The sequence below is a fragment of the Cytobacillus depressus genome, assembly GCF_008923245.1.
GTDB lineage: Bacteria > Bacillota > Bacilli > Bacillales > Cytobacillaceae > Cytobacillus > Cytobacillus depressus.
This window is the reverse complement of record NZ_WBOS01000003.1, coordinates 388,409-404,635: the sequence shown is the minus strand read 5'-3', so window position 1 is coordinate 404,635 and position 16,227 is coordinate 388,409. Positions and strand designations below refer to the sequence as shown.

The 16,227-nt window shown below is 36.3% G+C and carries 16 protein-coding genes and 1 riboswitch; of the genes, 2 read left to right on the top strand and 14 right to left on the bottom strand.

Features of this window, described 5'->3' with window-relative positions; all coding sequences use genetic code 11:
• Positions 1-4: 4 nt before the first annotated feature.
• From F7731_RS10590 to flgM, 9 genes are all read right to left on the bottom strand, one after another.
• The gene (locus F7731_RS10590; RefSeq protein WP_151534747.1) at positions 5-1,873 is read right to left on the bottom strand and encodes a glycosyltransferase family 2 protein; all 1,869 of its coding nucleotides are present in this window, start codon (positions 1,871-1,873) and stop codon (positions 5-7) included.
• 140 nt (positions 1,874-2,013) lie between these two features.
• Complete coding sequence (locus F7731_RS10585; RefSeq protein WP_151534746.1) at positions 2,014-2,856, bottom strand: flagellin N-terminal helical domain-containing protein; 843 nt, start codon at positions 2,854-2,856, stop codon at positions 2,014-2,016.
• 128 nt (positions 2,857-2,984) lie between these two features.
• A complete protein-coding gene (gene csrA / locus F7731_RS10580; RefSeq protein WP_151534745.1) occupies positions 2,985-3,209 on the bottom strand; it encodes a carbon storage regulator CsrA in 225 nt (74 codons plus the stop codon).
• 2 nt (positions 3,210-3,211) lie between these two features.
• Positions 3,212-3,661 carry a flagellar assembly protein FliW gene (gene fliW, locus F7731_RS10575; RefSeq protein ID WP_151534744.1) on the bottom strand — a complete coding sequence of 150 codons (450 nt, stop codon included), beginning with the start codon at positions 3,659-3,661 and terminating at the stop codon, positions 3,212-3,214.
• 19 nt (positions 3,662-3,680) lie between these two features.
• The gene (locus tag F7731_RS10570; RefSeq protein WP_151534743.1) at positions 3,681-4,232 is read right to left on the bottom strand and encodes a DUF6470 family protein; all 552 of its coding nucleotides are present in this window, start codon (positions 4,230-4,232) and stop codon (positions 3,681-3,683) included.
• 48 nt (positions 4,233-4,280) lie between these two features.
• Positions 4,281-5,171, bottom strand: a complete 891-nt coding sequence (gene flgL / locus F7731_RS10565) for a flagellar hook-associated protein FlgL (protein ID WP_151534742.1) — start codon at positions 5,169-5,171, stop codon at positions 4,281-4,283.
• Between the two features lie 9 nt (positions 5,172-5,180).
• Positions 5,181-6,749 (bottom strand): flagellar hook-associated protein FlgK, encoded by a 1,569-nt coding sequence (flgK, locus tag F7731_RS10560; protein WP_151534741.1) that lies wholly within the window; start codon positions 6,747-6,749, stop codon positions 5,181-5,183.
• Between the two features lie 20 nt (positions 6,750-6,769).
• Positions 6,770-7,255, bottom strand: a complete 486-nt coding sequence (locus F7731_RS10555; protein WP_151534740.1) for a flagellar protein FlgN — start codon at positions 7,253-7,255, stop codon at positions 6,770-6,772.
• 20 nt (positions 7,256-7,275) lie between these two features.
• Positions 7,276-7,539 carry a flagellar biosynthesis anti-sigma factor FlgM gene (gene flgM / locus F7731_RS10550; RefSeq protein ID WP_151534739.1) on the bottom strand — a complete coding sequence of 88 codons (264 nt, stop codon included), beginning with the start codon at positions 7,537-7,539 and terminating at the stop codon, positions 7,276-7,278.
• 305 nt (positions 7,540-7,844) lie between these two features.
• Positions 7,845-7,927, top strand: a riboswitch (cyclic di-GMP riboswitch).
• A 153-nt stretch (positions 7,928-8,080) separates the two neighbouring features.
• On the opposite strand from flgM, the gene F7731_RS10545 reads away from it, so the two are divergent.
• Entirely contained in the window at positions 8,081-10,264 is a 2,184-nt protein-coding gene (locus F7731_RS10545) for an EAL domain-containing protein (RefSeq protein ID WP_170289680.1), read from the top strand.
• A gap of 99 nt (positions 10,265-10,363) precedes the next feature.
• On the opposite strand, the gene F7731_RS10540 is transcribed toward F7731_RS10545, so the two are convergent.
• The 3 genes from F7731_RS10540 to F7731_RS10530 form a co-directional block, all read right to left on the bottom strand.
• The gene (locus F7731_RS10540; protein WP_151534737.1) at positions 10,364-10,792 is read right to left on the bottom strand and encodes a TIGR03826 family flagellar region protein; all 429 of its coding nucleotides are present in this window, start codon (positions 10,790-10,792) and stop codon (positions 10,364-10,366) included.
• A 128-nt stretch (positions 10,793-10,920) separates the two neighbouring features.
• Positions 10,921-11,466 (bottom strand): ComF family protein, encoded by a 546-nt coding sequence (locus F7731_RS10535; protein WP_246197180.1) that lies wholly within the window; start codon positions 11,464-11,466, stop codon positions 10,921-10,923.
• A gap of 146 nt (positions 11,467-11,612) precedes the next feature.
• Positions 11,613-13,109, bottom strand: coding sequence for an ATP-dependent helicase ComFA (locus F7731_RS10530; RefSeq protein WP_151534735.1), 1,497 nt, complete (start codon positions 13,107-13,109; stop codon positions 11,613-11,615).
• A gap of 343 nt (positions 13,110-13,452) precedes the next feature.
• On the opposite strand from F7731_RS10530, the gene F7731_RS10525 reads away from it, so the two are divergent.
• Positions 13,453-13,737, top strand: a complete 285-nt coding sequence (locus F7731_RS10525; RefSeq protein WP_151534734.1) for a hypothetical protein — start codon at positions 13,453-13,455, stop codon at positions 13,735-13,737.
• A gap of 117 nt (positions 13,738-13,854) precedes the next feature.
• Here F7731_RS10525 and F7731_RS10520 read toward each other — a convergent pair whose 3' ends face one another.
• On the bottom strand, positions 13,855-14,547 hold the full coding sequence (locus F7731_RS10520; protein ID WP_151534733.1) for a response regulator: 693 nt from the start codon (positions 14,545-14,547) through the stop codon (positions 13,855-13,857).
• A gap of 96 nt (positions 14,548-14,643) precedes the next feature.
• Entirely contained in the window at positions 14,644-15,786 is a 1,143-nt protein-coding gene (locus tag F7731_RS10515; protein WP_151534732.1) for a sensor histidine kinase, read from the bottom strand.
• Between the last annotated feature and the right edge of the window lie 441 nt (positions 15,787-16,227).

The window sequence follows — 16,227 nt, the reverse complement described above, 5'->3', positions numbered from 1 at the left end:
AATACTAAGCTAATTCTACTGTTAAAACCTGTTTCATTGCCTGTTCTACTAATAATTTCTCCTCTTCATAATTAATCTTTTCATATAGATTAAATAATCTATTGTATGAAGAATAATCCCCAGTTTTTTCGATCAATTTAGTGCACATAGTCAGTGCCTCATTCAATTTATTTTGTCTAATATAAACATCTACTAAAAGGCCATCTAAGTGATAATTTAGTTTATTGGCTTTTATTTCTTCCTCCAATAAATAACCTGCAATATTGAGAAACCCATGTACAACTAACAAACTTATCAAGTGTTCTTTTTGGTCATCTGTAAATTTAATGTTTTTATAGAGATTCAAAAATATTTTTTCTTCGCCTAATATTAAAAGTTTTAAACAACTATTCTTAAAAATATCAAAAAGAAATGTTGACATGAGAGCTTCCATAGTATCACTTCTCTCTATTAATGAAATCATCATTTTCTTTTCTCGTTCATCAAAATTCATGGTATTTTGAATCTTTATAAAAAGCTCTTTATTCTTTTCTATCATACATAATGAGATAATATCACTAAGTACTTCAGGATCTAACTTCTCTTCGTTCATCCAAATTGAACAAGCCTCAATATATTTCTTGTTATACAGTGCTGCTATAGCTAAAACTGAGTTTTCTACTCTTAAATTATAGTTTTCAATAAATAGCTGTAAAAGTTGACTACGGTTTACATAAAAAACTTTTACTAAAATCTCAAGATACTTTACTTCATAAATAGGATATATCATTTTTAAATTATCATTAATATTAGAATCACTTATTCCAGCTGATTTCATAACCGAAAAATACTGATTTAACGCTGGAGGGAACATCTTATTTTGATTTACTGCCGAAAAGGCAGAGTCTAATGCAGCAGTCAGTTTACCTTGCTTTTGTTGTATTTCTGATAATTTAATATAAGCAAAATAACTACCAACACCTTCAATTGACTGAAAATGCTCCACTTCACCTAGTTCAAGACATTTCTCAAATTCTTTCTCAGCTGCTTTTAAATAATTTTGTTTTTCATAAAACAACCCCATTAAATAATAGAACCCTGTATATTTAGGAAATAATTCAATAGAATCTTTCATTAGATAAATTCCTTCTCTATTTCTTCCAAGCTGTAACAAACAATCTCCCATAGAATAGAGAAGAAATGGTAAATAAATTTGATTCTTACTCAGTGAATAGGATTTTTTGAATTGATCTAATGCTTTTAAAAACTCTTTACCAACCTTGTATTGAATACCTAAATTAAATAAATTATATCCCGTTGGATTATTCTTTACTTCTTTCTCTAGAATTTTCAAATTCCGTTCAAATTTATTCTTTTGATTAAAAACTTCATTCTTATAACCATCATGGTGTATAAAAAAATCCGCAAATGCAATAGATAGATTATCAAAATCATCTATATTCAAGTGTTCATGAATCTTCCCAAAATACTTTAAACCTAAATTGTTTTTAAATAACCTAATGGCTTGATGGTTAGTAATATATCCACCATCCATATAATTTTTGAAATTAATTATATAATAGTCCTTCAATTCTTTAAGGACTTCCTGAAGATTTGTATTTTGGTCTAAATATTCATCTGCATCCAGCACAAGAATATATTCCGATTTTGCAATTTCAATAGAGAAATTTCTCGCTTCTGCAAAATCCTCTTTCCAAGCAAATTTAAATATTTTAGCTCCATAATCTTCAGCAATACATAAAGTAGAATCAGATGAACCCGTATCTACAATTATTATTTCATCAACTTGATTGGAAACACTATCTAAACATCTTTTTATATAAGATTCTTCATCTTTAACAATCATACAAAGAGATACAGTTTTATTATTCATAACGGCCACCTTTTGGATCCTAAGTTTCTAATAAATATATCGGTTATTCTGAAATAATGTTAAGTTACTGGTAATAATTACAATAAAACAAAAAGGACCTTAGTTTAACTAAGATCCTACGAATAAAAATATAAATTAAATTAACGAAGAAGTTGAAGAACACCTTGTGGCTGTTGGTTCGCTTGTGCAAGCATAGCTTGAGCAGCTTGAGTAAGAATATTGTTCTTAGTCATAGCCATCATTTCTTTTGCCATGTCAACGTCACGGATACGAGACTCAGCAGCTTGTAAATTTTCAGAAGTTGTTCCAAGGTTATTAATAGTGTGCTCTAAACGATTTTGAACAGCACCTAGGTTAGAGCGATTTTGAGAAACTGTATTTATTGCTGCTTGGATACTATCTAAGTTTCCTTTTGCTACACTGTTAAGTGAACCATCAGTAGTACTTGCGATACCAGAGCTTAAATCAGTTAATCCAGAAACACCAAGTGTGCTCGAAGTAGCATCTACTAGGTTTAAGGAAATTGTTTCCCCACTATTTGCTCCAACTTGGAACGTTAAAGAAGATGATGAATTTAAGATATTCTTAGTATTAAATTTTGTTTGACTAGCAATATTATCAATCTGTGATGTAAGTTGAGTAATTTCTTCTTGAATTTTAGAAGTATCAGAAGTTGTTAAAGTTTCGTTAGCCGCTTTAGTTGTCAACTCGGCCATACGTTGTAGCATTGCATGAGTTTCGTTTAACGCACCTTCAGCAGTTTGGATTAAAGAAATAGCATCTTGAGAGTTCGCAGCTGCTTGGTCTAATCCACGGATTTGATTACGCATTTTTTCAGAGATTGCAAGACCTGCTGCATCGTCAGCTGCACGGTTGATGCGGTATCCTGAAGATAATTTCTCCATTGATTTAGCTGAAGCGTTATTGTTGTAAGTTAATTGACGATGAGTGTTCATCGCTGAGATATTGTGGTTAATTCTCATTTTAATTTTCCTCCTTGAGTTTGAAAGTGCCCACTTCCATGTGGTTAGTATTACATAAGTATTTGCCGGCCGACTAAATTCCTATGTGACTATCTATTATATCGACAAGATTTTCGTAGGTTTTACATTTATTTCGTATTTTCCTCTAATATTTTTTTTAAGTCCAAATTTCCTTTTAATGCATTGATATTTTCTTGTTCCGTTTTGACGATTATTTCTTTCCGGAGGACTTCGACATCCTTTGGAGCTTTAATACCGATCTTTATTTGCTCTCCGTCTATTTCTAAAATGGTAATTTCGATGTTTTCATTCAGGATAACACTTTCGTTCTTTTTTCTTGTGAGAACTAGCATAATTATCCCTCCTGACCTATTTGTCTATTTTTATTTGTTAATCGATGCTTTGTATGATAAATCTCGGTATTTAGTATCGCTTGTTTCCCTTTATTTTTTTTTCTATTAATAATGACTGGTGCTTGCAAATTAATTGTAGATGTTGAAAGGGAATCTTCTAATGTAATAATTGAATAGATTTGGATATCTGTCTTATCCTGAATACTTAGTTGGGATATAACTGATTCTTCAATATCGAATACATACTCTTTATAGAATGAAAACGGCTCAGCTACAACAAAGCCAAGTTCTTCATTGTTTACGGATTGAAGGACACTAAATGGCGAGTTGGTTCCAAGAGGGAGAATAACAAATTCATTTTCCTGCGGGAACCCTGGAATGCCTCTATCAAAATAAATCTTATCTTCTTCGTTCACTTCAATTTCTTCGTGATACCTTGTATTGATTTTCATTTTTATCACCATACAGTCTTTATAATTTAAAATCTATTTTTAATGAAGGAGTTTGTTCTATATGAACATCTACACGACCCGGTGTATATTCATGAATTGGGCGATTTATTTGTACTTGAATATTCGGCTTATTTCGTTTCCATTCTATTTCTACTTTCGAAGGTGTGTATTCTACTTTAACACTGTTTTGTGAAGGGGTATTCCCTGTATTGAATACAATATCATGATCCAGCGCACGTTCTGCTTGATTCGCAATTGGATTTCCTCCATTTTCAATCCTCATTAGCTCAGCACCTTCTTGAACTGTTTTGCTAACATAATCCATAAAAGCCTGGTAACCTAGCTGAGAATTTTCATCTCCTCTTTTAAAAATAGACTTTAAATCAAGGTTTTCTTTTGCTAGTGTTTGATCAATCGTTAATTTGCTAGGAAGGCGATTAATTTCCATTTCAGCTGGAGGTTGTTCAATGCTTAAATCAGCTTGAGGCTGCTCGATAGATTGATTTGGTTTATTGATAGTTAATCCAATTCTACTTACTTGTGATTCGATACGGATTTGAGGTATTTGCATAGTATTATCTCCTATAAAGAAAAGCTATCTATACAGATAGCTTTATTCTTACCTTAAAAAGTCAACTAGTGTCGGTTGAATGATTCTAGAACCAACGCTAAGTGCCATTCTATGAATACTTTCCTGTGTTTGTAAATCTAATATGACCTTTTCTACATCGATGTCTTCATTTTCTGACATGGTTTTAGTAGCAATAATCTCCTGAGAATCTAAGCGATCTTGAATCATCTCTACACGATTCATCGAAGCACCAATACTAGATCTTGCTGAAGTAATCGAATTTAAATGGTTTTGAAAGCCATCAATGAAATTACTTAAATCTGGATCATTCCCGTTTTTTAATGCATCTTGCAAATCTTCAAGATCTTTTAGCAAACCGCTCGTCTCTGTACCGAATACATTTGCTCCCAAATAATTGACTTGAAGCTTGATTCCGGCTGAAACTTCAATATTAATAGCATCTGAATTGTAATTCGTCTGAATTTTATTTGCTGCATCAATAGAAACTGGCGCATGATAAATATCAGACCCATTAAAAATATACTTTCCAGACAATTTTGTATTCGCTATGGAAACAAGCTGCTTTTTAATTTCTTCAATTTCATCTTCTATTTTCTTTCGATCTGGATCAGTTACAGTACCTGTATTTGCTTGAGTGACTAATTCACTCAACCGGTGGATGGATGAACCAGCCTTTTCAAGTGCATCTTCAGTATTTTCTAGCCATACATTTACTTCAGACATATTTCTTTTATATTGTGAGATATCATTTACACTTGTTCTATATGAAATTCCTTTAAAAACAACCACCGGATCATCGGAAGGTCTAGATATTTTCTTTTGCGAACTAAGTTGCTCTTGATATTTCCCTAACTTTTGATAGCTCCCACTTAAGTTACGTAGCATATTATTTGTAAGCATTGATTGTGTAACACGCATTTATTTACCCTACCTTCCGACTACTCCCATGCCATTTATTATTTTATCTAGCATTTCATCTATAACGGTAATATTTCTTGCAGAGGCATTATAGGCATGCTGGAATTTGATTAAATTTGCCATTTCCTCATCCAGCGATACCCCTGATACCGATTGCCGCTGAAAATCAACAGTATCCAATAAAATTAAGGTGTTTTTTGTTAATACATTCGCTTCTCTTGTCTCTACACCAAGGGAAGAAATTAACCCGCCGTAGAAGGATTTAATGTTTCCACTCATCTTCAAATTACTTTGAGTAAAATCCTTTAAATCAATCGGGTTTCCTGTTGAAGGATCAATCAACTGTGCTTCAAATGCAGAAAAGTCCTTTCTGAGAACATCTGCTAGCCTATAGCCATTATCTCCATTTCCTTTACCTCTTAAAGAAGTAGCGATTTCATTCGGATTCGTAATGACCATTGAAATTTTTCCAGCTGCACCTTTATAATCAGTTAAATCATTAAAAAAGTCTTTACCATCATTTCCGTCTAAATCCTTTCCATCTTTATGGATATGATTTAATTCCTTCAGTAAGGTAAAAGCTAATTTATCCAACTGATCGATCATTTCAGGGTAACGGCCATCTTGATTTCCTGTTTTGTTAATATACCCATACGACTCAATATCTGCTTTAAGAGAGCCCTTTGCAAAATCCTCTATTTCAATTGATGAGCTAGAACCGATTTTTAATGATTCAATGTAACCATCATTATCAGTCATATACGATAATTTGTTTGGATTACCGTTTATTGTATTTTTATCAACAAGTGTTCCTAAGCTCGTCCCAGAAGGACTTATAATTTCAATTTTATAAATTCCTTCTGCAATAGGTGATGGTAGTCCTCCACTAGGCTGGGTTGTCACCTTTATATCCACTAACTGTGAAAGTTCATCAACTAGACGATCTCTTTCGTCGTACAAATCATTCGGCAAATCCCCATGTGGCTCTACTTGGCTTATTTGTTGATTAATCCCATTAATTTGAACAGCTAATGTATTTATTTTTTCAATGTTTACTTTAATACTTTGCTTAATATCCTCACGAATGGAATTAAGTGAGATCGAAAGATAATTAAAAGTATCCGCAAGAGCATGTCCTTGTGCTAGTACACTTTCTCTAGCTCCACTTTCAATGGGATTTGTACCTAATGTTTGTAGCGAATTCCAGAAATTATCCATCGCAGATGATAATCCCTCTGATGTAGGCTCATTCATGACATCTTCCATTCTACTCAATGCATCCGATTTTGATCCATAATAGCCTAATTTATTGTTCTCACTTCTATATCTAGCATCAATAAAACTATCGCGGATTCTCTGAATGCTTCCTGCTTCTACACCCGTCCCCATTTGACCAGGCATATACGGGCGGTTAATTCCATTGGCAGGATAAGGGGAAGCTTGCTGAAAATTCACCCTTTGCCTAGAATACCCTGGCGTATTTGCATTCGATATATTATGTCCCGTCGTATATATAGCACTTTGCTGAGAAAACATACCCCGTCGGGCAGTTTCAAGTCCCATAAAGGTTGAACGCATTTTCTTGTTCCTCCGTTCTATTACGCTTCTGAATTAAATATGCCTGAGGAATACTGTTCGGAAGGTTTTTGATTTTTCGTGGGCGGACCATAATTTATATTTGAGGGTTTTGGTCGTAATAATCCAAGCGAAAAATTAACAAATTGCAGTGATTGATGAATGAGTTGCTGGTTTAAAAAATTTTGCTCTTTGAGGTTAGTAACCAGCAAGGCTAGTTTCTTTCCCATCTCTTTAAGCTTTTCCTTTTCTGTTGAATCAATAACATCCATACAATCTGAAAAGACCGGCTGTTCAATATTCGGAACGATTTCCTTTACCGCCTTTTGCCGCTCCTTTTCCACCTGCCCAATCACTGCAATATGTTTTTGCTCTTCCTTCAATAGTTGATCAAGGGCTTCCATGTCCCCAGTTTTTATGATGTCTGTTTTTTGGACTGTGAGCTCGTAAAGACTGTTGTGGAGCTTAAGCAGTTTTTCTATCGATGCGGTTAATACCTCTGCGGACATGAAATGTTCCCTCCTTGTCTTTATTTCTTATAAAAATCGATGAGGCTCTTTGCAACCTCTTTTGGATTAACTTTATATGTTCCGTTCTCTACTTGGATTTTCAGCTTCTCCACTTTTTCTTGGCGGGCATTAGTATATTGGGAAACTTGCTGCATTTCTTTTGCTGTCGTTGAGATTTCAACTTTATCCGCTGCTTTGTTCGCTGATTTTACTGTATTTTCAAGCTTGTTCATTTGTCTTTTATATGGATTCACACCTGATGGTCCGAAATTATTTATCTTCATCATGGGTCCTCACTTTCTATCCGATACATTTTTCTCTATTTTTATTATCGGTTAAAAGTGTGTATTTTTTAACATTTTTTTATTAGAGGAAGAAGTTCATTAAAATGCTTGTTAATCCTGTCATTAACTCACAAATATGAATTATTAACTATCTAACTTTACTAAACATAAAGTCTTTCATTTCTTGTATATAAATTTAGAGATTTGGTAATTTGAGGAAAATAACCTTTTTCACTATGAATATAGTACAAAGTGCTATATTATGCTGATGTAGGGAAATTTGTCGAATTATGTATAATTTCAGGCCGCAAAAATGGCAATTTCGTTGAAAAACGATTACGCAAAGCCACAGGCCTATGGCAATTGCTATGTTCGCAGGGCTACCAAAAAGAGACTAATATCTAAACTGAAAAAATTCACGTCCTCAGAACCAGCATTAATAAATATGGCTGATTAGGTAATGTTTCAGGCAAAGATTAATCAAAAAAATGGTTATCAGTTTGCAGAAGTATCTTTTGATTCAATAAAAAGGAGCAAAAAAGTGGATCCAAATAAAACACCATCTAAACCTTATCTAGAAATCGCAGATCCCGATGTATTTTACCGTGCAATATTTGAAAACAATCCAGATACTGTTTTCTTTCTTAATCCAGAAGGAATTATTGTTATGCCAAATAAGGGGTTTACTGAAATTCTTGGTTATTCGGAAGATGAAATTGCATTCATTTCGATAGAAGAAATAATTTATATAAGTGAGCTCCCATTTTTTAAAGTATCATTTAATGAGGCCCTTACTGGTAACGTAAAACATTTTGATACTGTTTTTATACAAAAAGGGGGAATTAGTGTTCAGATTGATCTAACACTTATCCCTGCCAAATTTAATGGACAAGTTATCGGCGTTAGCGGAATAGCAAAAGATGTTACTGAACGTAAAAAGTCAGAGGAATTAAACAAATATTTAGCTTATAATGATTCGTTAACGGATTTGCCCAACAGAAGATTCTTTCATGAGAAATTGGAAAATGAATTAATTATCAGTAAAACGCTGCAGCAAAAGTTTGCAATCATGTACCTAGATTTAGATCGCTTTAAATATATTAATGATACATTAGGTCATTTTGTTGGAGATAAGTTGTTAATACAAATTTCAAAACGATTAAAAATATGCCTTGGAGAGAGAAACCTATTAGCTCGACTAGGCGGAGATGAATTTTCTGTTCTCATCCCCGATTTAAAAAGCGCAGATCAGGTCATTGATCTAGCAAAAACAATTATAGAATCCTTAGAGGACCCATTTTTTATAGAAGGATATCAATTGTTCATTACAACCAGTATTGGAATTAGTATATATCCTACCGACGGAGAAGATATCCATACACTATTAAAGAATGCCGATTCCGCCCTTTATAAGTCAAAAGAAAGCGGTAAGAGTAATTATCACATCTATACTTCATCTATGAATATTCAAACATACAAAACCTTCAGTTTGGAGTCAGGACTTCGAAATGCGATAGAATTGAATCAATTTGAATTTTATTATCAGCCAAAAGTATGTTCACGTACAAATCAAATTGTCGGTGTTGAAGCTTTAATTCGTTGGAATCATCCGGAATGGGGATTGTTATCTCCAGATGAGTTCATTCCCTTAGCGGAGGAAATAGGTCTAATTGCCGAAATTGGGAAATGGGTCAAATATCAAGCATGTTCTCAAAATAAAGCATGGCAAGACGCAGGATTACCGGCTATCCCTATATCTATTAATATCTCGCCTCTCCGATTTTTAGAAAAAAACCTAGTGAAAAATATTATTAGTGTTTTAGAAGAAACCAAGCTTGATCCCGAATATTTAGAAATTGAAATAACGGAAACATCCGTACTAGAAAATGAGAAAGTAGTTTTGTCTACTTTAGATGAGTTAAAAAGCATTGGGGTTAGAATATCTTTAGATGATTTTGGCACAGGTTATTCCTCTCTCTCCTATCTAAAACTGTTTAAAGGAAGGATTAATGCATTAAAAATTGATCGATCATTTATTAAGGATTTAAGCGAGAAAGACCCAGATGGCTCCAATTTTATTACGAAAACAATTATTGAATTAGCCCAGCACCTTAAGATGAATGTTGTTGCAGAAGGAGTAGAAAATACAGAGCAGCTCCAAATATTGAAGCATTATAATTGTGAAACTATTCAAGGCTATTTGTTCTCAAAGCCTGTTCCGGCTGATGAATTTGCTGTTCTTTTAGGAAAGGGCAAAATAGAAGTGTCAGGAAATCACGCCCATGACACTAAAAATCAGTTTGAAGATAAACGAGAATATTTTAGAATTAACCTAGATTTCCCATTATCAGCCTCTATGACACTAATTCGGATTTACGGAAGAAAAGTAGAGCTAGGGAAAACTAATGTATTGATTGAAGACATCGGATTAGGCGGTCTACGTTTTTTATCAGATATCAGGTTATCCGTTCATCGAGATATAATTTTGGAATTTGAAACAGAAATCCTCGGTGAAACAATTAAAATGTATGGGTCCGTAGTTTGGATGAATGAAATTAAGGCCGGTATTTATCAGTATGGGCTAGAATTCTTAGTCGAAGAGAATGAGCGCTTAAATCTAGCAAAGCTACTAAATAAGTTTGCCATTCTTCTTAGAAAAAACCCACTCGTTCCGAATTGTAACTTCGCGAAAGTGGACCGTTATCAATTCTTCAGGAATAAATAGATTTTGTGAATTTTCAGGGGGAACTCCCCTTGAAAATTCACTTTTTTATTTTTGCTTAATTTTTTGGTACAAAAGAAGTTTATAAATCTATCCTTTAACCTACCCCTTCCGTAACTTCTCATCCACCGCAAAATAAGTCGCCTGCTTTTCTCTTCTTTCAATTTCCTTCCGACGCTCTTCCTCTAAGTTATGCTCTGCCAGATCCTTTCTTAACTCATCCGTGCATTTATCGCAAAGCTTCCCCTCTCGGATAATCGCTCCGCATTTGTCACATGGGTATCCTAGGTTCGGAAACTGAGTTAATTTAAAACGTCCAGCTTTGATAAATTTTAAAAGGAGCTCTTCCTCTACTTCTGTTGCTTCGACCACTTGGTTCATTGTTGCGGCGCGATTTTCACGTTTGCGCATGTATTGATAGACAGTTTCATAGCACTTTTCTTCTTCTTTCCAGCATTGATCGCAAACATTGCGGAATTGATTTTTCACAAAAATACTGCTGCAATTTGGGCAATTTATTAGCTCTGCCATGGCCCTCGGCCCCCCTAATGATGAATAATCTCTTTTTCTCCAATTATAGCCAATGTTTTTGTTTTAAGAAATGATAGTTTCCCGGAAGTTAATAGCCTCATGCAAAAATACCGCTCCACTATCAATCATCAACCTCTTGCAAAAGAAAGCGAGCTCACAGAAAGCGCCCCCGCTTTCTTCAAACATTTAGCCGCATGCCGAAGGGTGGAGCCGGTTGTATAAATATCATCAATGAGAAGGATCTTTTGATTGGGTATTGGTTCTTTAATTTGAAAAACCTTAGAAAGATGAATTCGTTCGGAGCGTGATTTCTTCGATTGTTTTTCGGAGTGGGTTCGTGCGAGCAAACTGCTAGGTTCGTAGCCACAGGCCCGAATTAAAGCTTCAGATTGGTTAAATCCCCGTTCGTATTGGCGCTCCTCACTTAATGGAATTGGAACAATTAAGTCAAACGGAATCGCTGCAAGCTTCTTTTTCAAGAGAGATGCGAAAACATGCGCAAGTACATAATCCCCGCGATATTTAAATTGTGCAATCACTTCCTTTGCAAAATCATTGTACATAACAGCAGAATAGTTTCGCTCCAAAGCCCCAGCCCATAGCGATTCCTTTTCCCAGCGGACACAATCCGTGCATAAATCCTCAATAATAAATTGAGCATCCAACTGTACCAAGGGGCGATCACATTTTTGACATACCTCCCTCTCAATAAACGAAAATTTTCTTTTGCACGAACCGCAAACCGGTGCCTCCTCTTCCTTTGAAAATAAGGCTGACCAGCTGATCTGAGGAGTGATTTCCGTAAAGCAAATGAGACAGTTCAATAATCGATCAGTCCTTTCTTTCTCGCTTCTTCATTCATGTTGAGAATTTGCCTTTTGGCGCGAAGCATCGCCTCTGTTTTTCCATAATGAAAAAAGGTAATATTGCCGCCTGGCGCCAGTGAGCTTCTCCCGACCCGTCCTGCAATTTGGACAAGAGCGCTTTCCGTGAAAATCCGATCCTCCGCACCTAGTACTGCCACATCAATATTCGGAAAAGTTACGCCTCGTTCCAGAATTGTTGTCGTGAGAAGAAGTGGAGTTTCTTTGTTTCTCATCGCTTGGACCTTTTCCTTTCGCTTTGGATCCTCGGCATGGACAGCTTTAATTTTTGGGTGTAATTTACGAACGAGAGGCAAGATTTTTTCCATTTTTTCAATTTTAGGGACAAATAAAAGACATTGCTTATTGGCGTCGAGGCGGATTTGTAACCATTGGCTAATGTTTGAAGGAAGTCGATCTTTTTTGAGCTGTTTTTCCCAATTGCCGCACCAGTGGAATTCAGGGACAGGGAGAGGATGTCGGTGGAAGCGGGCAGGGATGGTGACGAATTCTCGTTTCCCCTGTCTGCATTCTTGTTGCCACTTTTCATTTGGTGTTGCAGTTAAGTAAATCATGGAAGAGGTTGATTTGCGCGCCTGACGAACGGCATATTGGAGAGTTTCATCTGCCGTATAAGGGAAGGCATCTACTTCATCAAGGATGATCGTGTCAAATGCTTGATAAAAACGAAGAAGCTGGTGTGTCGTGGCGATCGTGAGTGGTGCATAGAGATGCCTGTCCTCGCTGCCGCCGTATAGAGAGGCGACCGGGATATTCGGAAACACCTTTTTGAATCTAGGAGTGAGCTCGAGTACTACATCGGTTCTCGGCGTGGCTAGACACACCCTTTTTCCCGCGGTAAGGGCCTGATTAATGCCTTCAAAAAGCACTTCGGTTTTACCAGCTCCGCATACAGCCCAAACGAGTAGCTCCGTGTTATTTTGAACCGCTTCGACCACACGCCTTGATGCGGTTTGCTGACCGTCAGAAAGAGTACCATCCCATGTAAGTGGCGGAACGGAACATTCCAGGTAAGGGCTAGGGCCTGTCCAGCTTAGTAACGGCGTGCATTCCCCCACTCTCCCCATCATGATACATTTTCGACAATAGACGCACTCCTCCCCACATCGTGCACACGGAAAGCGGGCAAAAAAATGCTTGTCTTGATTTCCGCATCTTTGGCAAATAGACTTATTTTTCTCTGTCGTGAGTCCTTTTCGATAGTGGAGATAGCCATTTTCATAATGTTCGTGGATGTTTTGTAAAGGAAAGCTAAGGTCATCTAGCAAGAGCTGTTTTCCGGATAATTGCAGCTGGAGTTCTTTATTGTAGGAGAATGCTTTGTTTAACTCTTGATGCGGGATACTTTCTATGAAGGAAATGCGGTGTGTTTTTTCAGAGGATGTTAGGAGTTTTTCAGGCATCACTTTGTTTTCAAAAAGAGCAAATCTCATGATATCACCTCTAATTATAATATTGATCAACGTAGACGGGATACATCGGGGACACAAGCTGTACTATCCGTCACAATGGCCGTTTTTACCATATATGTACCATCCTAATTCTACTTTCTTGACTCCATTTTATATGAAATAGATGGAAAATGCATTACTTTTATTGGAGTTATCATTTCACGATATAGGCAATAGTCCTATGAAAGGTTCCAATCTATTATTTTATCTTTCTTTATTATAGTGCAAATTTCACGACAGCTTGGTTACACATGTAAACTATGGTAAGATAGCCATTATTCGACAGAATTCTCCATCAATGATTTTTGAGCAAAGGATGATACTAATGAAAACTGGATTTTTATTAAACTCTAGTTCAGGGGAGTTTAAGATCAATAAGATTTCTGATTATAAAATTAATTTTTTAAAACATGAACTGCGTACATATAAATCGATAAAAGTGCCTTATATTGATTACTCCATTAGCGGAGATGAATTGGCGGACTGGTTATTAGAGATTTCTTCCCCTCAAGAAGTTGAAGAAATCATTTTAATGATTAAATACGCCCGTAAAAGAGGCGCAGCAGGCAAATCAATTCTGCAAACCATTGCTGCGGCTTTAGTAAAATAAACAACAAAAAAGCACATAATGGCAGAAAGACCACTATGGCCCCTGCTATTATGCACTTATCAAGTGTCCATCTCAGAAAGAAAATAAAGTGAAATGTCCACGCGAGGTGTCTGACACCTATCGGACTTCGACCCAGCCGTTTTTGATGGCGACAACTACGGCTTGTGTCCGGTCATTAACATTCATTTTTTGGAGGATGTTGCTGACATGGTTTTTGACGGTTTTTTCACTAATGAAAATGGCTTCGCCGATGCCGCGGTTGCTTTTTCCGTCTGCAAGCAGTTGGAGCACTTCGCATTCACGGCGCGTTAGTAGGTGAAGCGGGCGGCGAATTTCAACTCTTTGCTTATAAACGCCAGCTGTTCCCGACTCTTCAAGAGCAAGACGGCGATATTCATTCACAAGATTATGCGTAACCTTCGGATGCAAGTAAGATCCGCCATCAGCTACAACCTTTACCGCTTCGATTAATGCGTCTGCATCCATTTCTTTTAATAAATATCCACTCGCGCCAGTTTTAAGCGCATGGGAAACATAATTTTCATCATCATGGATCGATAAAATTATTACTTTTGAGTCTGGAAATTTTTCGATTAGCTGTCTTGTTGCCTCAACCCCATTGATAGTCGGCATATTAATATCCATAATGATCACATCTGGTTGATATTGCTCAGCAATCGTCACTGCGTCGGATCCATCGTCCCCTTCAGCAACGACCGTAAACGATTTTTCAAAATCTAATATTCTCTTTACACCTTCTCTAAATAGCTGGTGGTCATCAATAATGACAATCTTTGTAGTCAATTGCATTCCCTCCCAATACTCCTAAATGTTATCTATATTTTTCTATTTATTTTTCCTAAATAATGTAATCTCTTTTTGAAAAAATCATGTATAAGCAATCCGTTATAAATTTAATGGCACCTGTATAAGGATCATCGTTCCTTTTCCAACGATGGAATCAATGGATATCCGGCCTTCTAATAGCTCGACCCGTTCCCTCATGCCCATGATGCCAAAGGAATCATTCTTCTTCTCTTGCTGATCAAAGCCCTTTCCATCATCTTTTACAACAACAACAACTTTCGACTTATCGATTTCAAGTCCGACCCTGATTATATTAGCCTCTGCATGCTTTAAAGCATTTTGCACAGATTCCTGAATTAGGCGGAATAGAGCGACTTCATATTTAGCTGGAAGACGTTTTTCCTCTTTTATACTAGTGAAATCAATTCTGATCGGTTTGTGATATTCTTCGATCGTTTGCAAGTATTTTTTGAGGGTTGGAACGAGCCCTAAATCGTCAAGTGCCATCGGACGCAGGTCATAAATGATCCTCCTTACCTCATAAAGGGCATTACGGACCATTTTCTTCAGATCACGGATTTCTCGAATCGCCTCAGCCCCGCCTCGCTCCTTATATACCCGTTCAATTAAATCGGAACGCAGCATCACATTTGCCATCATTTGTGCAGGACCATCGTGAATTTCGCGTGACAGCCGCTTCCGTTCTTCCTCTTGCGCTTCAATAATCTTTAAGCCAAATTCCTGTTTAAGCTTCGCGCTTTCCAGCATCTCTCCAACTTGTTTCAGATCACTCGTTAAATAATTCATGACAACTGAAATTTGTGAAATGATTTGCTCGGCCCGATCAATCGTTTCAGTCAGTCCGACAAGCCTTCTTTCAATATCATCCCGGCGATCACGGAGCTGCTTTTCTAATTGCTGATTCATCGAATAGTCCATTTGCAGACGATGCGCCTTCTCGTACGCTTCCCGAACTTCAGCTTCAGAATAATCTTTAAAATGCATACTGACTTCCGAAAGCTTTTTTCTCGCAGAACGTGTCTGTGCGTCAAGCTTGTCCCCGTCTTCAATTGCCTTTATGACGAGCGTCCTTACTTCTTTTAATTCATCGGATAAGGTTAAACTCTCTTTTCGGCATTGCTCGCCAATGCGAAACACTTCATCCTTGCTGGATCCGACTGTGTCAATCATTTTCTCTAATATAAAATCAAGTGTGTTAATATCAAATTTCTTAAAACTCATTAGGTTACCTCCAATGTTTAGATGCCCTCAAAGTAGTTTTTATAAAAAGCTAATCTGGGATCTAAATGAAGTCCTATAATTATAATCCTTATTTTAGCTTGATTTAATTAGAGATACTATCATTCCAGCTAAGAAAATAGACGATATTCAGTAAAATTCGATAAAAAGTCTTATGCTTGAGTTTATCTCCTGTGTCTTATATCCTATATAATAACACGTCTCATATGTATCTTATAAACGCCGATTGACAACGACGAAGTATTCATGAACACGATAAAAGCTGGTCCAACAATATGCCCACACAAGTGTATTCCCCATGGAGCTAGTGTTATTATACCATGGACCCTAAAATGCTATATTAAAATTCCATTACAAAACTATGTGGTTTTATATTACAAAAAAACAATTCCACCTAATATTTGATGTTTCAAATTGTGTCGA